The sequence below is a fragment of the Lysobacter sp. Hz25 genome, from assembly GCF_046097045.1.
Lineage (GTDB): Bacteria > Pseudomonadota > Gammaproteobacteria > Xanthomonadales > Xanthomonadaceae > Lysobacter > Lysobacter antibioticus_B.
The window spans coordinates 3077703-3101345 of sequence record NZ_CP175666.1 but is presented as its reverse complement, the minus strand read 5'-3'; the positions used below and the strand labels follow the sequence as shown (position 1 = coordinate 3101345).

Below are 23643 nucleotides of genomic sequence, written 5' to 3'. Positions count from 1 at the left end.
GGCATAGGCCTGGGCGAGGTCGCGCGACAGCGGCGCCAGCGAAGCGCCGTCGCCGGCGATATGGTGCAGCAGCAACAACAGCACGTGGCGCTGCGGGTCGAGCGCGAACAGATGGGCGCGCAAGGGCAGTTCGCGGCTGAGGTCGAAAGCGTAGGCGGCGGCCTGCGACAGGTCGGTGCGCAGGCGCTCGTCGTTGCTATCGGCGATTGCCAATGGCGCTTCGGCCTGGGCCAGTACGCACTGGCTCGGTGCTTCGCCTGCGCTGGCGGTCGCGGGGAACACCGTGCGCAGGCTTTCGTGGCGCGCGACCAGGTCGGCGAGCGCGGCGCGCAGGGCATCGCGGTCGAGTTCGCCGTCCAGGTGCAGGGCCAGCGGGATGTTGTAGGTCGCGCTGGGCCCTTCGAACTGATGCAGGAACCACAGGCGTTGCTGGGCGAACGACAACGGCAGGCGTTGCGGTCGCGGTTGCGCGATGAGCGGCGCACGCCGGCCGCCGCCCGAGGGCAGGGCCCGCGCGAGCGCTTCCACGGTCGGCGCATCGAACAGAGTGCGGATCGACAACTCGACGTCGAAGGTCGCGCGGATGCGGCCGATCAGACGGGTGGCGAGCAGCGAATGGCCGCCGAGGGCGAAGAAGCTGTCGCCGACGCCGACCCGTTCCAGGCCGAGCACGTCCGCATACAGGGCGCACAGGATCGCTTCGGCGGCGTTGCGCGGGCCGCGCGAGGCCGGCTGTGCGGCGAACTCCGGCGCCGGCAAGGCCTTGCGGTCGAGCTTGCTGCCGTTGGCGGTCAGCGGCAGCGCCGGCAGGGCGACGAAAGCCGACGGCACCATGTACTCGGGCAGACGTTCGCCGAGGCGCCGGCGCAGGCCGTCCTCGTCAATGGCTTCGTGGGTGACCAGATAAGCGACCAGCAACGGATGGCCGGGCCGGTCCTCGCGCACGATCACCGCGTTGCCGGCATGGCCGCATTGCGCCAGCGCGGCTTCGATCTCGCCCAACTCGATGCGGAAACCGCGCAGCTTGATCTGCTGGTCGGCGCGGCCGAGGTAGTCGAGCTGGCCGTCCTCGCGCCAACGGGCGCGGTCGCCGCTGCGGTACATGCGCTCGCCGATCACGAACGGATCGGCGACGAAACGCTCGGCGCTCAAGCCCGGGCGGTCGAGGTAACCGCGGGCCAGGCCGGCGCCGGCGATGTACAACTCGCCGGCCACGCCCGCCGGCACCGGACGCAGCATGGCGTCGAGCACGTACAAGCGGGTGTTGGCGATCGGTGTGCCGAGCGGCGGTGCCGCGCCGGCCAGCGAAGCCGGCGACAACACTCCGCTCATCGCCGCGCAAATGGTGATCTCGGTCGGGCCGTAGGCATTGACCAGGCGCCGCCCGGCCGACCAGGCCGCGGCGACGTGCGGCGGGCAGGCTTCGCCGCCGACGATCAGGGTGCTCGGCCAGGTCTGCACGGCCGGGTCGAGGCTGCTGAGCGCGCTCGGCGGAATCAGGGTGTGGCTGATGCGCTGTTCGTCGAGGGTGCGGGCGAGCGCATCGCCGAGCAGCAGGCCCGGCGGCGGCAATACCAGGGTCGCGCCGGCGGCGAAACACATCAGCATTTCCATGGCCGCCGCGTCGAAGCTCATCGAGGCGAACTGCAGCACGCGGCTGTCGGCATCCAGGCCGAAGCGTTCGATCTGGCTGTGGGTCAGGCTGGGAATGCCGGCGTGAGTGACGACCACGCCCTTCGGCCGCCCGGTCGAACCGGAGGTGTAGATCACGTAGGCCGGATGGCGTGGATCGAGCGCGCGCATGCGTTCGCGGTCGTCCGGGTCGTGGCTCGGCGCATGCACGAGCTCGGCGCCGAAGCCGTGGTCGTCGTCGATCAGCAGCAGTTCGGCATCGGCGGGCAGGCGCGTCGCGCTGGCGCGGGTGGCGACGACTTTGCGCGGACGCGCATCGGCCAGCGTCCAGGCCAGGCGCTCGGCCGGGTGATCGGCGTCGAGCGGCAGGTAGGCGGCACCGGCCTTGAGGATGCCGAGCACTGCGACCACGGTGTCGAGCGAACGCGGCACCGCGATGGCGATGCGGTCCTCGGGGCCGACGCCGTGCGCGATCAGCGCATGCGCACAGCGGTTGGCGCGGCGGTTGAGTTCGGCGTAGCTGTACTCGTGGCCGGCGCAGACCACGGCGACTGCCTCGGGCGCGGCGGCGACGCGTTGCTGGAACCACTGCGGCACGGTCTGCTGCGCCAGCTCGACCTCGTTGCCGTTCCAGTCGTAGAGCACGCGGCGGCGTTCGCGGTCGTCGAGCAGGTCGAACTGTTCGAGGGCCCGCTGCGGATGCGCGGCGATCGCATCGAGCAGACGCGACAGACGCTCTGCCAAGCGCTCGATGCTGAGCGCGTCGAACCGCGCCGGGTCGTAGTTGAAACGGAACGACAGTCGCGCGCCCGGCGTGACCAGCAGGCTCAGCGGATAGTGGGTGGCGTCGCTGCTGTGGAAGCCGCTGATGCGCAGCTCGCCGAGCGCCGACTCCAGGCCGTTGTGATCGATCGGGTAGTTCTCGAACACGTACAGGCTGTCGAACAGACGCTCGAAGCCGGCCAGGCGTTGCAGCTCGGACAGATTCAGGTGCTGGTGCTCGATCAGCCCGGCCTGCTGCGCTTGCAGGTTCAGCAGCAGGTCGATGAAGCTCTGGCCGGCCTGCAGGCGCACGCGCGAGGGCACGGTGTTGATGAACAGGCCGATCATCTGGGCGACGTCGCGCAGCTCCGGCGGACGCGCCGAGACCGTGGTGCCGAGGACGATGTCGTCGCGGCCCAGCATGCGCCCGAGCAACAACGCCCAGGCGCCCTGCACCAGGGTGTTCAAGGTCAGGCCGTGGCGGCGCGCCAACTGGGCGAGGGTGCGCGACAGCGGTTCGGGCAGATCGAGGGCGTGGTGCGATTGTTCGCCCGACGCGGCCGGACGCGACGGCAGCAACAGGGTCGGTTCTTCGATGTCGGCGAGCACTTCGCGCCAGGCCTGTTCGGCCGCGTCCGGATCGCGTTGGCCCAGCCACGCAAGGTAGTCGCCGTAGGGTGTGGCGCGTGGCAACTCGGCGCCGCCGTACAGCGCGAACAACTCCTGCACCAGCACCGGCAGCGACCAGCCGTCGAGCAGGATGTGATGGTTGGTGATCAGCAGACGGTGGTGGGCATCGTCGAGGCGGACCAAGGTGAAACGCAGCAAAGGCGCACGATCGAGCTCGAAGCGGCACAGGTGCTCGGTCTCGGCGACCCGTGCTGCTTCGGCTTCGCGTTGCGCGGCCGGCACCGTGTCGAGATCGACCCGTCGCCAGTCCAGCGGCACCTCGCGCGGAATCAACTGCACCGGCGTTTCCAGCCCGCGATGGACGAAGGCCGCGCCGAGGTGCGGATGGCGCTGCATCAGCCGGCGTGCGGCGTCGCGCAGGCGCGCTTCGTCGAGCGGGCCGTTGAGATCGAAATGCACCTGCACCACATACGGGTCCGGCCCTTCGTGGTCGTACAGGGCGTGGAACAGCAGGCCTTGCTGCAACGGCGTCAGCGGCAGGATGTCGGCGACCGCGTGGGCGCCGCCGTGTTCGCGTTCCAAGGTTTCGATGGTGGTCTGGTCGAGTGCGACCAGCGGCAGGTCGGACGGGGTCAGGCCGCCGGCGTCTTCGCGTTCGAGCAGCGACGCCAATGCACCCAGGGCGCGTGCATAGGTTTCGGCCAGGTCGACGATCTGGGCGCGGTCGAACAAGGCCCGCGGCCACGACCAGGTGGCGACGAACTCGGGGCCGTCGGCGCGGTCTTGGGTGAGGGCGTTGAGTTCGATCGCGTGGGCGATCGGCATCGCATCGCCGCCGCTGTTGGCGACTTCTTCCTCGGCCTGTTCCCAATCGCGGGTTTCCGAGACGCCGAAGCGGCCGAGGTAGTTGAAGCTGATCTGCGCGGCTGGCTGCGCGGCGAGCAGCGCGCCGGTATCGGCGTTGAGATGACGCAGCAGACCGTAGCCGAGGCCGTGGTCGGGCACCGCGCGCAATTGCTCCTTCACACGCTTGAGCAAGCGTTCGAGCTCGCCGTCGCCGGCGAAGGCGCGCTCCAGGTCGATCTCGTCCAGCGACAGGCGCAGCGGATACAGGCTGGTGAACCAGCCGACCGTGCGCGACAGGTCGAGCCCGTTGCGATCGCTCTCGCGGCCGTGGCCTTCCAGGTCGAGCAGCAGTGCATCGACTACGGCGCCGGTGTGGCGGCGGCGCCAGTCGCTCACGGCGAGGGCGAAGCCGCTCAGCAGCACGTCGTTGATGCGGGCGTGGAAGCGCGCCGGCAACGCCGTCAGCAGGGCCGCGGTGACTTCGCTCGGCAGGCTGAGGCTGAAGTGCTCGCTGTTGGCGCCGGTGTCGCGTGCGGGATCGAGCGCGACCGGCGACAGCGGCGGGTCGGACCCATCGGTCGTCGCCGTCCAATGCGTCAGCTCGGCCAGGCGCTGCGGCGAATGCGCGTCGTCGGACAATTGCTGCGCCCAGGTGCGCAGCGAATGGCTGCGCGGCGCGAACGCCGGCGCACGGCCGGCACGGATCGCCTCGACCGCGTCGCGCAGATCCGGAATCAGGATGCGCCAGGAGACGCCGTCGACGGCGAGGTGGTGAATCGTCAACAACAGGCGGCCGCCGTGCTCGCCGGCATCGAACCAGAACGCACGCAGCAGATCGCCGCGCTCGCACGACAAGGCCTGCGCCGATTCGGCCGCGGCCGCGTCGATGCGGGCCTGCAGCGCCGTGCCATCGAGACCGGCGACGTCGATGCGCCGCAGGCAGGCCGCGGCGTCGACGCTGCCGGGTTCGGGCACGCGCAGGCGCCAGGCCTGGGCGTCGTCGCGGCCCAGGCGCAGGCGCAGGGCGTCGTGGTGATCGAGCAAGGCGGCGAGCGCATCGCGCAGCTCGGCTTCGGCCAGGCCGGCCGGCACCCGCAGCAGCACCGATTGGTTGAAGCCGTCGAGGGCGACCTCGCGGTCGAGGAACCAGCGCAGGATCGGCAGCGCCGGCAGTTCGCCGAGCGGTTCGTCGAGCAGGGCCGGTGCGGCCTCGTCGGCATCGCGGGCGACCAAGGCCAGTGCGGCGACGCTCTGGTGCTGGAACACGTCGCGCGGGGTGATCAGCAGGCCGGCCTTGCGCGCCTGGCTGACCAGTTGGATGGAGATGATGCTGTCGCCGCCCAGATCGAAGAAGCTGTCGTCGATGCTGACCCGCGGCAGGCCGAGCACTTGCGCATACAGCTCGGCGAGGACCTGCTCGCGGTCGTTGCGCGCGGCGCGGTGGTGGGTCGGGGTGAAATCGGGAGCCGGCAGCGCCTTGCGGTCGATCTTGCCGTTCGGGGTCAGCGGCATCGACGGCAGCAACACCATCACCGGCTGCATGTAGTCCGGTAGCTGCGCGGCGACGTGGCGGCGCAGGTCGCTGAACTGGTCGAAGTTGGCCGGGTTGTTGGTGCAGGCGGCGAGCTCGCGCGGTGTGTTCGCCAGGTACAGATCGGTCCACATCGCCGGCGCGGCGGCGTCGTCAGCGCGCACGAACAGCAGGTCGAGCCCGTCGCCGATGGCGCCGCCGGACCAGGTCGTCGCGACCCGGTAACCGAGGCGGCGGCCGAGTTGCACCAGCGCTTCGCTGGTCGCCTCGATGGCGCTGCCCTCGGCGATCAGCTGCGAACGCACCTCGGCGATAGCGGTGCCGGAGGCCAGGGCCTGCAGCGCGTCCAGCTCGGGTTGCAGATGCGCATTGGGCACGCCGCGCAGGCGCAGGCCGGCGGGCTGGTGGTCGAGCAGATGGGTGGCGACGGCATCGAATCCGTCGAAATCCGCGCCCCAGGCGCGCACCGGCAAGGACGCCAGCGAGCGCAGCGGCAGCGGCCCCTTGCGCAGCACCACCTCGTAGCGGTGGCGGCTGAGTTCGTTGCCGTAGGCGCTGCGCTTGGTCTGGATGTCGACCGCGGCGATGCCGTCCAGGCGCTGCGGCAACTGGCTGAAGAACTCCGGTGCGACCAGCAGTTCCTTCTCGGCCAGCAGGATCTGCTCGATGCGCCGTTGCAGGGTCGCCGCGTCGGTGTCGGCATCGGCCTGGTGCAACTGGATCGCAGTGGCGAAGCTGCGCTGCAGGTGCAGATTGCGCACGTCGCCGAGGAATAGCGCGCCGCCCGGCGCCAGCAAGTCCATCGCCTGGCGGATCACTTCGAGCAGATAGTCGCCGTTCGGGAAGTACTGCAGCACCGAGTTGATGACGATGGTGTCGAAGCGGCCGTCCTGGCCGTCGCTCGCCAGGCTGTCGCCGAGGCCGTGCATCTCGTGCGCCGGCCGTGCATGCAGTTCGATCTTGCCGGCCAGCTGCGGTTGCCGTTCGATCTCGCCGCGCAGGCGTTCGATGGTCGCCGCCGACAGGTCGGTGCCGTGATAGGCCTCGACGTGCGGGGCCACCTGCGACAGGATCAGGCCGCTGCCGACGCCGATCTCGAGCACGCGCCTCGGCTGCAGTTCGAGGATGCGTTCGACCGTGGCCGCACGCCACTCGCGCATCTGTTCGAGAGCGATCTCGGAGCCGTCGTAGCTGCTGTTCCAGCCGTGGAAGTTTTCGCCGAACTCGACCGCTTGCGGCGGTTCTTCGCCGTACAGGGTCTCGTAGATGGTTTCCCACTCGCCGATCAGGCGCGATTCCTGGCCCTGGTCGCGGTCGGCGTCGCGTTCGTGTTCGAGCACGACATAGGCGACCAGTTGCTTATGGCCCGGCACGTCTTCGCGCGCGACCACGATCGATTGCGCGACCGCGGCGTGGCGCTGCAGCACGTCCTCGATCTCGCCGAGTTCGATGCGGAAGCCGCGCAGCTTGACCTGATGATCGACCCGTCCGATGAATTCGAGTTGGCCGTCGTCGCGCCAGCGCGCCAGGTCGCCGCTGCGGTACATGCGCTCGCCGGCGAGGTAAGGATCGGCGACGAAGCGCTCGGCGCTGAGTGCGGGGCGATGCAGATAACCACGCGCCAGGCCCTTGCCGGCCAGGTACAACTCGCCCGGCACGCCGACCGGCACCGGCTGCAGGCCGGCGTCGAGCAAGTAGACGCGGCTGCCGAGGATCGGCGTGCCGATCGGCGGCACCGAGGCGCCCGCCAGCGGCGCGCTCATGGTCGCGCACACCGTGGTTTCGGTGGGACCGTAGGCATTGGTCATGCGCCGGCCCTGCGACCAGGTCTTGACCAACTGCGGCGCGGTGGCCTCGCCGGCGACGATCAGGTCGCTGCAGGTCGCGAGCGCATCGGCGCCGAGCACCGACAACGCGGCCGGCGGCAAGGTCGCATGGGTGACGCGGTGGCGTTGCATGGTCTCGACCAGGGCCTCGCCCGGCAACAGCCGGTCGGCCTCGGCGACGACCAGGGCCGCGCCCGACAGCAGCGCCATGCACAGTTCCCAGAACGCCGCGTCGAAGCTCAACGAGGCGAACTGCAGCACGCGCGAACCCGGGCCGACTTCGAAGGCGGCGATCTGGCTGGCGAGCAGGCTCGGCACGCCGGCATGGGTGACGACCACGCCCTTGGGTCGCCCGGTCGAACCGGAGGTGTAGATGACGTAGGCGGCATCGGCCGGCGATGCGGCGACGAGCTGCGGCGCGTCGGTCGCTTGCGCGGCGAGGGTCTGCAAGGTTTCCGGCAGATCCAGCAGCCAGGTCGGCACGCCGTGTTCGGGCAGGCGGGCTTCGATCTCGCGCCGGCTGATCAATCGCGCCGGTTTCGCGTCGGCGAGCATGTAGGCCAGGCGTTCCGGCGGGTAGTCCGGGTCCAGCGGCAGATAGGCCGCGCCGGCCTTGAGGATGCCGAGCACGGCGACGACCATTTCCGGCGAACGCGGCAGGGCGATGGCGACGCGGTCTTCGCGGCCGATGCCCAGGGCGATCAGCGCATGCGCATAACGGTTGGCGCGGCGGTCGAGTTCGCCGTAGCTGAGACAGGCGTCGCCGAACAGCAAGGCCGGCGCTTCCGGATCGAGCGCGACCTGGCGCTCGAACAGGGCCGCAATGGTGGCGTCGGCGATGGCGCCGTGCGCGTCGCCGAGCACGGTGCGGTTCGCGTCGCCGAGCAAGCGCTGGCGTTCGTCGCTATCGAGCAGGTCGATGGCGGCGATGCTGCGCCGCGGGTCGCGGGCGGCGGCATCGAGCAGGCGCAGCAAACGCTGCCACAGGCGTTCGATCGAGGCTTCGTCGAACAGATCGGTGGCGTACTCGATGACGCCGTCGAGGCCGGCCGGCACGCCGTCGGCGGCGAGGCGTTCGCCGAGGTTGAAGAACAGATCGAACTTGGCGCTGCGGAAGTCGGCGCTATGCATCGACACGGTCAGGCCGGGCAGGCGCAGCTCGGCTTCGCTGACGTTCTGCAGGACCATGCCGACCTGGAACAGCGCATGGTGCGAAGTCGAGCGGGTCGGGTTGAGCAGTTCCACCAGGCGCTCGAACGGCGCGTCCTGGTGGGTGTAGGCGGCGAGCGCAGTGGCGCGGACCCGGCCGAGCAAGGTCTCGAAGCTCGGCTGCCCGGACAGATCGGCGCGCAGCACCAGGGTGTTGACGAAGAACCCGACCAGATCGTCCAGGGCCTGATCGTTGCGCCCGGCGATGGCGCTGCCGAGAGCGATGTCGTCGCCGGCGCCGAGGCGGTGCAGCAATGCGGCGAGGCCGGCCTGCAACACCATGAACAAGCTGGCTTCGTGGCGATGAGCGAGGTCGAGCAGGCGCGCGTGCAGTTCGGGATCTATGCTCAGCGCCCATTGCCGGCCGCGATAGCTGGCGACCAGCGGACGCGGCCGGTCGGTCGGCAACTCGATGCGTTCGGGCAGGTCGGCCAGTTGCGCCTTCCAGTAACCGAACTGCTGCGAGATCAGGCTGTCCGGGTCCTGCTCGCTGCCGAGCAGGCGTTGCTGCCACAGGGTGTAATCGGCGTACTGCACCGGCAGCGGCGCCCAGGTCGGCGAATGTCCCTGCAGACGAGCGGCATAGGCCTGGCCGAGGTCGCGCGCCAGCGGCGCCAGCGAGGAACCGTCGCCGGCGATGTGATGCAGCACCACCAGCAGCACGTGCTCCTGCTCGTCGAGACGGAACAGACTGCTGCGCAGCGGCGTCTCGCGGGCGAGATCGAACACGTGCATGGCGTCGGCATGCAGCAGCTCGGCCAGGGTGTCGGCGGTGGCGTCGACCAGCGACCACTGCGGAGCGCTTTCGGCGATCGTCAGCACCTGCTGGTAAGGCGTGCCGTCGGCTTCCGGGAAGATCGTGCGCAGGCTTTCGTGACGCGCGACCACATCGCTCAGCGCGGCGCGCAAGGCGTCCAGATCCAGCCGCCCCGACAGGCGCAGCGGCATCGGGATGTTGTAGGCGGCGCCACTGTCGCCCGTGCCCGCGTGTTGTTCGAACTTCTGGATGAACCACAGACGACGCTGCGCGTAGGACAGCGGCAGCAGCGCCGGACGCGCTTGCGGACGCAGCGCCGGGCGGGCCAACTCGGCCTGCGGCAAACGCGCGGCGAGGCTCGCCACGGTCGGCGCCTCGAACAGGGCGCGCAAGGGCAGTTCGATGCCGAGTGCGGCGCGGATCCGGCTGACCAGACGGGTGGCCAGCAGCGAGTGGCCGCCGAGGGTGAAGAAGTGATCGTCGAGGCCGACCCGTTCGACCCCCAGCACCTCGCCGAACAGCTCGCACAGCAGGCTTTGCTGCGGCGTCTGCGGAGCGCGATAGGTTTCCGCGGCGCGATCGCCCTCGCCGGGTTCCGGCAGGGCCTTGCGGTCGATCTTGCCGTTCGGCGTCAGCGGCAGCGCGTCCAGGGCAACGAAGGTCGAGGGCAGCATGTACTCGGGCAGGCGCTCGCCCAACGCCTGACGCAGGGCGCCGCCGTCGAGGCCATCGGCGACGACATAGGCGACCAAGCGCTTGAGGCCTTCGCGGTCCTCGCGTGCGACCACCACGTTGCGGGCGTGGCCGAGCTGGGCCAGGGCCGCTTCGATTTCGCCGAGTTCGATGCGGAAGCCGCGGATCTTGACCTGATGGTCGAGGCGGCCGAGGAAATCCAGACGGCCGTCGAAGCCCCAGCGTGCCAGGTCGCCGGTGCGGTACATGCGTTCGCCGCGTTGGAACGGATCGGCGACGAAACGTTCGGCGCTCAGCGAGGGCCGGCGGAAGTAGCCGCGCGCCAGGCCGTCGCCGGCCAGGTAGAGCTCGCCGGCGACGCCGCTCGGCACCGGCCGCAGCGCGGCATCGAGGACGTAGACGCGGGTGTTGTCGATCGGCGCGCCGATGCGCACCGCCTCGCCGGCGACGACGCGGCTGGCAAGCGACCAGACCGTGGTTTCGGTGGGGCCGTACAGATTCCACAGTGCCGCGGCATCGGCGGCGAGGAAGTCGGCGAGTTCCGCCGGCAGCGCTTCGCCGCCGCACAGCACGCGCAGGTCGCCGGGCGGCACCCAGCCGGCGGCGCGCAGCATCTGCCAGGTCGCCGGGGTGGCCTGGATCGTGCTCGGCGCGATCGCGGAGATGTGCTCGCGCAGGCGCTCGCCGTCGGTCGCGACCTCGCGCGGCGCGATGTGCAGTTCGGCGCCGCACAGCAAGGGCAGGTACAACTCGAGCCCGGCGATGTCGAACGAGATCGGGGTCAGCGCCAGCAGGCGGTCGCCGGCGTCGAGGCCGGGCTCGCGCTGCATTGCGCACAGGAAGTTCTCGAGCGCGCGGTGTTCGATCGCCACGCCCTTGGGACGGCCGGTCGAGCCGGAGGTGTAGATCACGTAGGCCGGGTGGCGCGGATGCAGGGCGCGCGCACGTTCGTGCTGGCGCGGGCCGTGTGCCGGGGCGCCGGCGAGACGCTCGCGCAGGTCGGCCGCGTCGAGCGACCAGCGCAAGGCGACCTCGGCCTCGGCGAGCAACGAGAGCGTGTCGTCGTCGCCGATCAGACAGGCCGGGCCGGCGTCTTCGACCATATAGGCCAGGCGTTCGGCCGGATAGTCCGGGTCCAGCGGCAAATAAGCGGCGCCGGCCTTCAGTGTCGCCAGCAGGGCCACCAGCATGTCGAGCGAACGCGGCAGGGCGATCGCGACGATGGCCTCGGGGCCGATGCCTTGCGCGATCAACAGGTGGGCGAGGCGATTGGCGCGGGCGTCGAGTTCGGCGTAGCTCAGGCGGGCCTCGGCGCAGACCGCGGCGGTCGCCTCGGGCGTGCGCTCGACCTGGGCCTCGAACAGCGCAGGCAGAGTCAGGCCGGGTTGGCTGCGTGCGGTGGTGTTGGCTTCGACCAGCAAGCGGCGGTGCTCGGCGTCGTCAAGCAGCTCGATGCGATCCAAGGGCAGCGACGGATCGGCCGCGACCGCGGCCAACACGCGCAGCAGGCGCTGCGCCAGCGCTTGCGCGCCGTCCTCGTCGAACAGATCGAGGGCGTACTCGAGGGTGCCGTCGATGCCGGCGGGGGCGCCGTCGCCATCGACACGTTCATTGAAATCGAAGCTCAGGTCGAACTTCGACGAGGCCAGCGCCATCGGCTGCGGCGTGCAACGCAGGCCGGCCAGCGCCGCTTGCGGCGGCGCGTTGTTCTGCAGCACCAGCATCACCTGGAACAGCGGGTGATGGGCCAGCGAGCGCACCGGGTTCAGCGCTTCGACCAGTTGCTCGAACGGCAGGTCCTGGTGCTCGTAGGCGGCCAGGTCGGCGTCGCGCACGCGTTCGAGCAACTGCTCGAAGGCCGGGTTGCCGGAGGTGTCGGTGCGCAGCACCAGGGTGTTGAGGAACAGACCGACCAGGCCGTCGAGCGCGGCATCGGTACGGCCCGCGACCGGGCTGCCGATCGGGATGTCGGTGCCGGCGCCGAGGCGGGTCAACATCGCCGCCAGCGCCGATTGCAACACCATGAACAAGGTCGCGCCGCCACGCTGGGCGAGCGTGGCGAGGCTGCGATGCAGATCGGCCGGAATCGCGAGAGACAGCGATGCGCCGCGGTAGCTAGCGACCTGCGGACGCGGGCGCTCGCTCGGCAGACTCAGCTGATCGGGCAGGGCGGCGAGACGACGGGTCCACCAGGCCAGTTGGCGCGCATACACGCTGTCGTCGTCGGTGGCGCCCGAGGCCGGACCGGCGCCGAGCACGCGCCGTTGCCACAGGCTGTAGTCGGCGTACTGCACCGGCAGCGGCGCCCAGGCCGGCGTCAGCCCTTGCAGACGTGCGGCATAGGCTTCGGCCAGGTCCTCGCTCAGCGGCACCAGCGAGGCGCCGTCGGCGGCGATGTGGTGCAGCAACAGCAGCAGCACGTGATCCTGCGCGCCGAGCTTGAACAGGCTCGCACGCAGCGGAATCTCGCGTTCGAGATCGAAGGCATGGGCCGCGGCCGCGCTCAAACGTTCGGGCAAGTCGGCTTCGCTGCAGTCGAACGCATGCAGTTCGACCGCGACCTCGGCCAGGACCTGTTGCTGCGGCGTGTCGCCGCCGGGGAACACGGTGCGCAGGCTTTCGTGACGTTCCACCAGGTCGGCGATTGCCGCATGCAGGGCGGCCGCATCCAACTCGCCGTGCAGGCGCAGCGCCAGCGGCAGGTTGTAGAGGGCGCTGGCGCCTTCGTACTGATGCAGGAACCACAGACGCTGCTGGGCGAACGACAGCGGCAGCGGTTGCGGGCGCTCCTGCACCGACAGCGGCAAGCGCGCACGCCCGCCCTCGCCGAGGCGGCGGGCGAAGGCTTCCACGCTCGGCGCCTCGAACAAGGCGCGGATCGGCAGTTCGACGTCGAAGGTGGCGCGGACCCGGCCGATCAGGCGCGTGGCCAGCAGCGAATGCCCGCCGAGGGCGAAGAAACTGTCGTCGATGCCGACGCGTTCGCGTCCCAGCACTTGCGCGAACAGCGCGCACAGCAGGGCTTCGGTGGCGTCGCGCGGCCCGCGCGAATGCGCGTGCGGGGCGTAGTCCGGCGCCGGCAGCGCCTTGCGGTCGAGCTTGCCGTTCGGCGACAGCGGCAGGGTGTCCAGGCGCACGAAGGCGCTCGGCAGCATGTACTCGGGCAGGCGCGCAGCCAGGCCCTGGCGCAGCGCTTCGACGTTGATCGACTCGGCCGCGACATAGGCGACCAACTGCTTGTCGCCGGGCCGGTCTTCGCGCGCGATCACCGCGTGCTGGGCATGGCCGAGTTGGGCCAGCGCCGCTTCGATCTCGCCGAGTTCGATGCGCAGGCCGCGCAGCTTGACCTGATGGTCGACGCGGCCGAGGTATTCGACCTGGCCGTCCGCGCGCCAGCGCGCCAGATCGCCGGTGCGGTACAGGCGCGAGCCGTCGGCCGCATGCGGATCGGCGACGAAGCGCTCAGCGGTGAGCGCCGGATTGGCCAGATAACCCCGGGCGAGGCCGACGCCGGCCAGGTACAGCTCGCCGGCGACGCCGACCGGCACCGGGCGCAGTGCGGCATCGAGCACGTACAGCCGGGTGTTCCAGATCGGCGCGCCGATCGGCACCTGCGCGCCGGTTTCGTCGTCGCGGCAGGCCCAGGCGCTGACGTCGACCGCGGCTTCGGTCGGGCCGTAGAGGTTGTGCAGCGGCCGCGCCAGTTGCTCGCGCACGCGGTTGCGCAGCTCGCCCGACAAGGCTTCGCCGCTGCACAGGATGCGGCGCAAGCCGGCGCAGCCGGCCGCGCCATCGGCGCCGCGCATGGACAGTTCCGACAGGAACACGTCGAGCATCGACGGCACGAAATGCACGGTGGTGATGGCTTCGCGCTCGATCAGTTCGGCCAGGTAGGCCGGGTCGCGATGGCCGTCGGGACGGGCGACCACCAGGCGCGCGCCTTCCAGCAGCGGCCAGAAGAACTCCCACACCGACACGTCGAAGCTCGACGGGGTCTTCTGCAGCACCGCGTCGTCGCCGCGCAAGCCGTACTCGGCCTGCATCCAGGCCAGGCGGTTGACGATGCCGCGGTGCGAGTTGATCACGCCCTTGGGGCGTCCGGTCGAGCCGGAGGTGTAGATCACGTAGGCCGGGTGATCGAGTTCGAGCGGGCGGACTCGTTCGGCATCGGTCGGCGCGCGGTCGCTGGCCTGCGCGAGGGCGGCGAGCAGCGCGGCATCGTCGAGCGGCAACAACGCGGCCTGCGCCGGCAGTTTCGCGGCGACGTCCGAGCGCGTCAGCACGCGCACCGGTGCGGCGTGGCCGATCATGTAGGCCAGGCGCTCGGCCGGATAATCGGTATCCAGCGGCAGATACGCTGCGCCGGCCTTGCTGACCGCGTACAGGGCGACGATCAGCTCGACCGAACGCGGCAGGGCCACGCCGACGATGCTCTCCGGGCCGATGCCGTCGGCGATCAGGCGGTGGGCGAGGCGGTTGGCGCGGGCATCGAGTTCGGCATAGCTCAGGCGCTCGCCCTCGAACACCACGGCGACAGCGTCGGGCGTACGCGCGACCTGTCGTTCGAACAGGGCCGGCAGCGGCAGTGCCGGGAAGGCATGGGCGGTGTCGTTCCACTGCTGCAGGACTTGCCGGCGTTCCTCGCTCGGCAACAGCTCGATCTCGCCGACCCGCGCCTGCGGATCGCCGGCCAGCGCGTCGAGCGCAAGCAGGCAGCGCGAGGCGATGCGGTCGATGGTCGCGGCGTCGAACAGATCCGGGCGATAGCTCAGCTTGAGCGCGAGTTCGCGCCCGGGTACGGCGACCAGGCCGAGCGGGTAATGCGAGGCATCGCCGCCGCGGTGGCCGTGGAAACGCGCGCTCAATTGCGGGCCGACTTCGAGCGTGCCGGTGGCGTCGGCGCCGATCGGGAAGTTCTCGAACACCACCAGGGTGTCGAACAGCTCGGCATGACCGGCCGACTGCTGGATCTCGGTCAGGCTGAGGTGTTGGTGGTCGAGCAGCGCCGATTGTTCCCTCTGCAGGCGCTGCAACAAGGCGCCGACGGTTTCGTCGCGCTGCAGGCGCAGGCGCAGCGGCAGGGTATTGATGAACAGACCGATCATGTCCTCGACACCGGCCAGTTCGGGCGGGCGTCCGGACACGGTGGCGCCGAACACGACGTCGTCGCGATGGGCGAGCTGTGCCAGCACCAGGCCCCAGGCGGCCTGGACGAAGCTGGCCAGGGTCACGCCGAGCTTGCGCGACTGCGCTTCCAGGCGTGCGGTGAGCGCGGCATCGGCGAGGTAGCGGCGCACTTCCGCTGCGGTCGCTGTGGCGGTCGTGGCCGCGGCGATGCGGGTGGGTTCGTCGAAGCCCGCAAATGCCGCCTGCCAAGCTTCGCGGGCACCGGCGGCATCGCGGCCGGCGAGCCAGCGCAGGTAGTCGCGATAAGGCGTGACCCGCGGCAGCGCGGCCTCGGCACCGTCGCGATACAGCGCGAACAACTCGCGCATCAGGATCGGCGAGGACCAGCCGTCGAGCAGCAGGTGGTGGCTGGTGAACGCCAACAGGTGGCGGTCGCGGGCGCAACGCAGCAAGGTGAAGCGCAGCAGCGGCGACTGCGCCGGGTCGAAGTTGCGCTGGGCGTCGTCGGCAAGCAGCCGTTCGAGTTCGCTGTCGCGGCGTTCCGCGGTCAGCGGGGTCAGGTCGATCACTTCCCACGGCAGCAGGCTGTCGCGCGGGATCAACTGCAAGGGCTGGTCGAGGCCGTCGTGGACGAAGGCCGCACGCAAATGCGGATGGCGGGCGACCAGGTCGCGTGCGGCGCGTTCCAGGCGATCGCCGTCGAGGGTGCCGTCGAGCTCGAACACCATCTGGGTCAGGTAGGCGTCGGGCGCGGAGCGATCGTACAAAGTGTGGAACAGCAGGCCTTGTTGCAGCGGCGACAGCGGCAGCACCTCGGCCAGGGCCTGGCTCGACTCCAGGCGTTCGATCGTGTCCTGGTCGAGCGCGACCAGCTCCAGGTCCGACGGCGTCAGCCGGCGCATGTCGCTGCCGGCGGCATGGTCGGCAATGGCGCGCAGCGCCGCGAACCAATGCTCCGCCAAGGCCTCGACTTCGTCTTGCCGCAGCAGTTCGCCGGCCCAGCTCCAGTTCGCGCACAGCTCCGGGCCGTGTTCGCCGGCCAGGGTCAGGGCATTGAGTTCGAGCGCATGCGCGAGCGGCATCGCCGCATCGCCGCCGCTGCCGAGCGCGAGGCCCGGCTCGGCGGCGCTCCACAGAGCGTCGTTGCCGGCGTCGAGATCGAAGCGGCCCAGATAGTTGAACCCGACCTGCGGCGACGGCCAACCGGCCAACGCGTAGCGGCCCTCGTCGTCCAGATGGCGCAACAGGCCGTAGCCGATGCCGTTGTCCGGCAGTGCACGCAGTTGTTCCTTGATCGACTTGAGCGCGCGTTCCAGCGGCTTGCCGCCGCGCAGCGCGGCCTGCGCACCGCTTTCGGGCAGGTGCAGGCGCAGCGGGAACAGGCTGGTGAACCAGCCGACCGTGCGCGACAGATCGGCGCCGTCGAGCAGGCCGGCTTCGCGGCCGTGGCCTTCCAGGTCGAACAGCACCGAAGCCTCGCCGTCGTTGCACTGGCTCGCTCCGCGCCAGGCCGACAGGGCCAGTGCGAACGCGGTCAGCAGCACGTCGTTGATGCGGCCGTGGATCAGCTCGGGCGCGCGGGTCAACAACAGGCGCGTGCTCTCGCTGTCCAGGCGCAGGCTCAGGCTGCGCTGGCCGGCGAGGGTGTCGCGTCGCGGGTCGAGCGGGCGCGCGGCGACCGCGCCGGCATCGCCGTCGAGCATCGCGCGCCAGAACGGCAACTCGGCGCGGCGGCGTTCGGCGGCGGCCGGCAAGGCCAGCGCCCATTGCCGCAACGAGGTCGGCACCGGCGCCAGCGACGCGGGGCGGTCCTCGGCGCAGGCCTCCCAGGTCGCACGCAGGTCGGGCACCAGGATGCGCCAGGACACGCCGTCGACGGCGAGGTGATGGATGGTCAACAGCAGCCGCGAATCGTCGCCGCCGTCGAACCAGACCGCCTGCAGGATGCGGCCGTTGCGAGGATCGAGCCGGGCCTGCGCAGCCTGGGCCTCGGCTTCGATGAGCCGCTTGCGCGCGGCGGCGTCGAACCCGTCGATATCGATGTCGATGCGTCGCAGCAGATCCCGCGCCTGGACACTGCCGGCGGCGCCGACGTGCAAGGCCAGGCCGGCATCGAGGCGCAGACGCAGCGCATCGTGATGATCGATCAGGCGCTGCAGCGCGCTCAGCAAGGGCGCCTCGCGCAGCGCCGGCACGCGCAGCAGCATCGACTGCTGGAACTGCCCGAACGGGCCGTCCTGCTCGAACAGGTCGCGCACGATCGGGGTGGCCGGCAGCTCGCCGATCGGGTCGACCGTCGGCTGCGCCGGCGTCGCCAGCGGGTCGAGCGCGGTCGCGACCGCGGCCAGCGAGCGCACGCTCTGGTGCTGGAACACGTCGCGGGCGCTCAGGCGCAGCCCGGCCTGACGGGCGCGGCCGACCAACTGGATCGAACTGATGCTATCGCCACCGAGAGCGAAGAAGCCGTCGTCGACACCGACCTCGGCCAGGCCGAGGACCTGCGCGAACAAGCGCGCGAGCAAACGCTCCTGCGCCGATTCCGGCGCCGCGCCGCGCGCCGCCTCGACGCTCGGCGCCGGCAGGGCGTGGCGATCGAGTTTGCCGTTGCGGGTCAGCGGCAGGGCGTCGAGCGCGACCACCGCGGCCGGGCGCAGATAATCGGGCAGACGCTCGCCCAGTCGCCGCAGCACGACCTGGGTGTCGATGGCTTCGCCGACCACATAGGCGACCAGGCGCTTATGGCCGGGGCTGTCCTCGCGCGCGATCACCGCGTTGTCGGCGTAGCCGAGTTCGGCGAGTGCAGCCTGCACTTCGCCGAGTTCGATGCGGAAGCCGCGGATCTTGACTTGGTCGTCGGCGCGGCCGAGCACTTCCAGGCGGCCGTCGCGACGGCGCCGTGCGCGGTCGCCGCTGCGGTACATGCGTTCGCCGGCCTGGAAGGGGTCGGCGACGAAGCGTTCGGCGGTGAGCGCGGCGCGCTCGCGATAGCCGCGCGCCAGGCCGGGGCCGGCCAGGTACAACTCGCCGGCCACGCCCTCCGGCACCGGCTGCAGCCAGGCATCCAGCACGTAGGCGCGGGTGTTCCAGATTGCGCGGCCGACCGAGGGCGCCGCGGCCTCGCGCTCGATCGCGGTGAACGCGGCATCGACGCCGTACTCGGTGGGGCCGTAGGCGTTGTAGCCGCGCACGTCGTCGCGTTCGGCGAAGGCCTGCCATTGCGCCGGGGCGATGGCTTCGCCGCCGAGGATCACGCTGCGCGGGTGCCAATGCGCGGGATCGAGCAGGCCGCGCTGGCGCAGCGGTTCGAAGTGCGACGGGGTCAGGTCGACGGCATGGATGCGGCGCTCGCGCAGGCGCGCGATCAGCAGTTCGCCGTCGCGGCGGGTGTCGTCGTCGATCAGTTCCAACTGATGGCCGGCGCACAGCCACAGCAGGCCTTCGACGGCGGTGTCGAAGGCGAAGGTGGCGGTCAGGGCGAAGCGCACCCGCGTGGTGTCGTTGTCGCTTGCGACCGCGCTGTAGAGGGTGCTGCGTTGGTGCTGAAACAGATGCGACAGCGTGGCGTGGGCGACCAGCACGCCCTTGGGCTTGCCGGTCGAGCCCGAGGTGTAGATCAGATAAGCCGGGTGTTGCGGATGCAGCGGCCGCACCCGTTCGAGATCGGTCGGTGCCTGCGTGGGCATGGACTGCAGGCGCGCCTCGAACGCGGCTTCGTCGAGCACCAGCAGCGGCAGGTCGGAGCCGAGGCGGGCGGCGATGTCGGCATGGGCGAGCACCCGCGTCGGCGCCGCATCCAGCAGCATCTCGCGCTGGCGCGGGCCGAGATGTTCGAGGTCGAGCGGCAGATAAGCGGCGCCGGCCTTGAGTACGGCCAGCATCGCCACGACGCTGTCGGCGGAACGGTTCAGGGCCAGGGCGACGATGTTTTCGGCGCCGACGCCTTCGCCGATCAGCAGATGGGCGAGACGGTTCGCGCGTCGTTCGAGGGTGGCGTAGTCCAGTTCGTCGTCGCCGCAGACCAGGGCGATCGCTTCCGGCGTGGCCGCGGCCTGGCGCTCGAACCATTGCGGCAGGGCGGTCGCTTCCACCGCGACGGATTCGCCGCGCGAGGCCTCGAGCAAACGTTGTCGCTGTGCAGCATCGAACAGGCCCGCGTCGCCGATGCGCTGTTGCGGATCGGCGGCCATCGCCGCGAGAACCTGGATCAGGCCGTCGCCGATCGATCGCGCCGTGGCTTCGTCGAACAGGTCGGTTGCGTATTCCAGCAGGCCGCTCAGGCGCGAGGCGCCGTCGGCGTGGTGCTCGGTGAAATCGAAGCTGAGATCGAACTTGGCGATTGGCGCGTCGAAAGCCAGCAGTTCGCTGCGCAGGCCGGGCAGGGCCGGCAACGCGGGTGCGGCCGTTTGCAGCGACAACATCACCTGGAACAGCGGATGACGGCCGAGGCTGCGGACCGGGTTGAGCGCATCGACCAATTGCTCGAACGGCAGGTCCTGCTGTGCGTAGGCGGCCAGGTCGAAGCGGCGCACGCGCTCGATCAGCTCGGCGAAACTCGGGTTGCCGGAGGTGTCGGTGCGCAGCACCAGGGTGTTGACGAACATGCCGACCAGGCGCTCCAGCGCCGGATCGTCGCGGCCGATCGCCGGGGTGCCGATGGCGATGTCGCTGCCGGCGCCGAGCCGGCTCAGGGTCGCGGCGAGCGCGCTCTGCAACAGCATGAACAAGCTGACGCCGTGGCGCCGGGCCAAGGCCTGCAGGGCCGCGCAGGTTTCGTCATCGATGGCGAAACGCAGGCTGTGGCCGCGGTGGCTTGGGGTCTGCGGCGGTTGCCGGTCGGTCGGCAGTTCGATGCGTTCGGGCAGCTCGGCCAGGGCCTCGGTCCAGTGAGCGAGTTGGCGTGCGGCGAGGCTCGCGACATCGTCCAGGTCGCCGAGCAGTCGGCGCTGCCACAGGCTGTAATCGGCGTACTGCACCGGGAGCGGCAACCAAGTCGGCGCGCGGCCCTCGCAACGGGCGGTATAGGCCTGAGCGAGGTCGTCGGCCAGCGGCGCCAGCGAAGCGCCGTCGGCGGCGATGTGATGCATCAGCAACAACACGGCCTGACGTTGCGGCCCAAGTTGGAACAGGCTCGCGCGCAAGGGAATTTCGCGGCTCAGGTCGAAGCCGTGACTCGCCGCACGGGCGAGCGCCTCGTCGAGCTCGGCCTCGTCGCAGTCGACGACCTCGAACGGCGCTACCGCCGCATCGAGCACGCGCTGCTGCGGCGTGTCGCCGTCCGGGAACACGGTGCGCAGGCTCTCGTGGCGTTCGAGCAGATCGGCGATCGCTAGGCGCAACGCTTCGCGGTCGAGCTCGCCATCCAGGCGCAGAGCCAGCGGAATGTTGTAGGTCGGGCTCGGCCCCTCGATTTGGTGCAGGAACCACAGGCGCTGTTGGGCGAACGACAGCGGCAACTGCAGCGGACGCGTCCGCCGGGTCAGTGCCGGTCGCGCCGGTGCGCTTTCGTTCAAGCGACGGGCCAGGGCTTCGACCGTCGGCGCCTCGAACACCATGCGCAGACTGAGCTCGACCTCGAGCGCGGCGCGGACCCGGCCGATCAGCCGGGTCGCGAGCAGCGAATGCCCGCCGAGAGCGAAGAAATGATCGTCGATACCGACGCGTTCCACCCCCAGCACCTGCGCGAACAACTCGCACAGCACGCGCTCGCGCTCATCGCGCGGTTCGCGATGGCTGCGACCTTCGACTTCCGGCGCGGGCAAGGCCTTGCGATCGAGCTTGCCGTTGCCGGTCAGCGGCAAGGCCGGCACGGCGACGAAGGCGCTCGGCAGCATGTACTCGGGCAGGCGGGCGGCGAGGGCGCCGCGCAGCGCGACGCCGTCGACGGCGTCGCCGACCACGTAGGCGACCAGTTGCGGTTGGCCGGGCCGGTCCTCGCGCAGGATCGCCGCGCTCTGCGCATGGCCGGCGCGGGCCAGGGCGGCTTCGATCTCGCCCAGCTCGATGCGGAAGCCGCGCAGTTTGATCTGCTGGTCGGCGCGGCCTAGGTAATCGATGCGGCCGTCGCCGCGCCAACGCACCCGGTCGCCGGAACGGTACATGCGGCCGCCGTGCTCGAACGGGTTGGCGACGAAGCGCTCGGCGCTCAGGGCCGGTCGCTTGAGATAGCCGCGGGCCACGCCGGCGCCGGCGATATACAGCTCGCCCGGCACCCCGACCGGCACCGGCCGTAACCAGGCGTCGAGCACGTACACGCGCATATTGTCGAGCGGTGCGCCGATCGGCACGCGTTCGGCGTCGGCCGCCAACGCCGGTACTTCGCAGGTCAGGGCAAAGGTCGTCGTTTCGGTCGGGCCATAGCCGTTGACGATGCGCAGCCGCGGATGGCGCGCCTGCAAGCGGCGGATCGCATCGGCCGACAGCACGTCGCCGCCGGCCCAGACTTGCCGCAGCGAGGCGAACAGCTCTGGCGTCGACTCGGCGAATTCATGAAACAGACCCGCGGTCAGCCACAGGCTGCGCACCCCGAAGCGCTCGATCAGGCGCTGGAAATCGCGACCATCGGCGGCCTCGGCCGGCGCCACGACGATGCGCCCGCCGTTCAACAACGGCACCCACAGCTCGTAGGTCGAGGCATCGAAGGCGTGGGTCGAATGCAGCAGCACGACTTCGTGGCCGTCGCCGAAACGGCGGTCGCGGGCGAACTCGACGATGTCGCAATGGCGCACGGCGACGCCCTTGGGCACGCCGGTCGAGCCCGAGGTGAACATCGCGTAGGCGAGCTGTTCGGGATGGATCCCGGTCTTGATCAGGCGGCGATCGACGCGCTCGGCGCGTTCGACGGAATCGAAACGATCCGGCCCTATCAGGTCCGGCCCCATCAGGTCCGGCTCCATCAGATCCAGCCGCAGCAGGTTCGGATGCGTCAGGGCGCGCGCATCGAGGCTGGCATCGGCGATCAGTATCGTCGCGTCGGTCTCGGCCAGCACCTGGGCCAGGCGCTCATCGGGATGCTGCTCGTGCAGCGGCACGTAATACGCGCCGGTCTTGAGCACGGCGAGCACGGCGACGACCAGGTCGGGCGAACGGCGCAGCAACAGGCCGATGCCGCGTTCGGCCACGGCGCCGCGTTGCAGCAGTTCGTAGGCGAGCGCGTCGGCGCGGCGGTCGAGTTCGGCATAGGTGAGTGCGCCGTGCTCGCCGACCACGGCGATGGCATCCGGCGTGGCCAGGGCCTGGCGCTCGAACGCGGCCGCGACCGATTCGGGCTCGACCTCATGCGCGGTGTCGTTCCAGTCCAGCAGCACGCGCTGGCGCTCGGTCGCATCGAGCAACTCGATCGCGGCGAGCGGCCGCTGCGGGTCGGCCGCCGCGGCGGCGACGAAGGCCAGCAGGCGCTGCAGATGCGCAGCGATCTCGTCCTCGTCGTAGCTCTCGGCATTGCCGTCGAAATGCAGCAGGCAACCGTCGCGGCCGATCTGGCCTTCCAGGTTCACCGCGACATCGTTGACCACGCCGTTGGCCAGCGAATGCAGGATGCCGGTCTGGCCGTCGAAATCGAAGGCGTAGTCGAAGGGGATGATGTTGATGCGCGGCCCGAAGCAGCGCTGTTGGCCGCCGTCGGCGAGCGACTGCAGGATGTCCTTGCCGCGGTAGTTCTGGTGGCGCAGGCTCTTGCCGATTTCGCGGCCGGTCGCGCTCGCCAGTTCCTGCAAGGTGGTGGTCTTGGCGAACGACAGGCGCAGCGGCAGCACGTTGGCGACGGTCCCGGGAATGCCGCGAGCGGCCTTGGAACGTCCCGCCACCGGGAAATCGAACAGCATCTCGTCGCGGCCGGCGATCCGCTGCAGATAGGCGGCGACCGCGGCGGTCATCAACTGCGGCCATTTGACGCCGGTGCATTGTTCGGCTTCGAACAAGCGCTCGACCAAAGCGTGCGGGATCGGCGCGCTGCGACGATGAAAGCGTACCGACGGCCGCGGCGTGCGGCCGTCCAGGCCGACCCGCTCCGGGGCGTCGAGCAGATAGTCCTGCCAGTGCTGTGCGTCCTTGGCGTAGCGTTCGGACTGCCGATAGCGCAGGTCTTCGTCGACCAGCTCCATGACGCTGGCGAGTTCGCCGGCCGGTTCGAGGCCTTGGCGCAGGGCGTTGTAGCGTTCGCTGATGCGCGCGGTCGCCAGCGAATAGCCGTAGCCGTCCATGACGATGTGGTGATAACGCTGGTACCACTGGTGATGAGCCGGGCCCAGCTTGAATAGGATTTGGGTGAACAGGATCTGGTTGAACGGTGTCGCGGCGAGGTCGTAGACCTGGCCGGCGTCCGCGAGCATCCGCGTATGCGCCTCGGCAATCGGGTCGGCGTGCATCGACAGGTCGACGATCTGCAGGATCGACGCTCGGCTCTCGCCGAGCCATTGCACCGGCCCGTCGACGCCGTGCTCGAAACGCAGGCGCAAGGTGTCGGCCTCGGCGGCGAAGGCGTCGACCGCGCGGCTCAAGGCCTCGACGTCGAGCGGCCCGCGAATGTCGACGTAACCGCGCGTGTCGTAGTACGCGTTGTCCGGGTCGAACGCCTGCGCGAACCACATTTCCGATTGCGGTGCCGACAGGGGGCGCGGATTTGCCTTGCTCAT

The 23643-nt window shown here is 70.4% G+C and carries 1 protein-coding gene (cut by a window edge); it reads right to left on the bottom strand.

What is annotated here, in order from left to right; genetic code table 11:
* On the bottom strand, window positions 1-23643 hold the 5' portion of the coding sequence (locus tag ACKN61_RS12865) for a non-ribosomal peptide synthase/polyketide synthase (protein ID WP_408949878.1). It extends 4242 nt beyond the left edge of the window; the window shows 23643 of its 27885 coding nt (coding positions 1-23643); the start codon lies at window positions 23641-23643; its stop codon lies beyond the left edge, outside the window.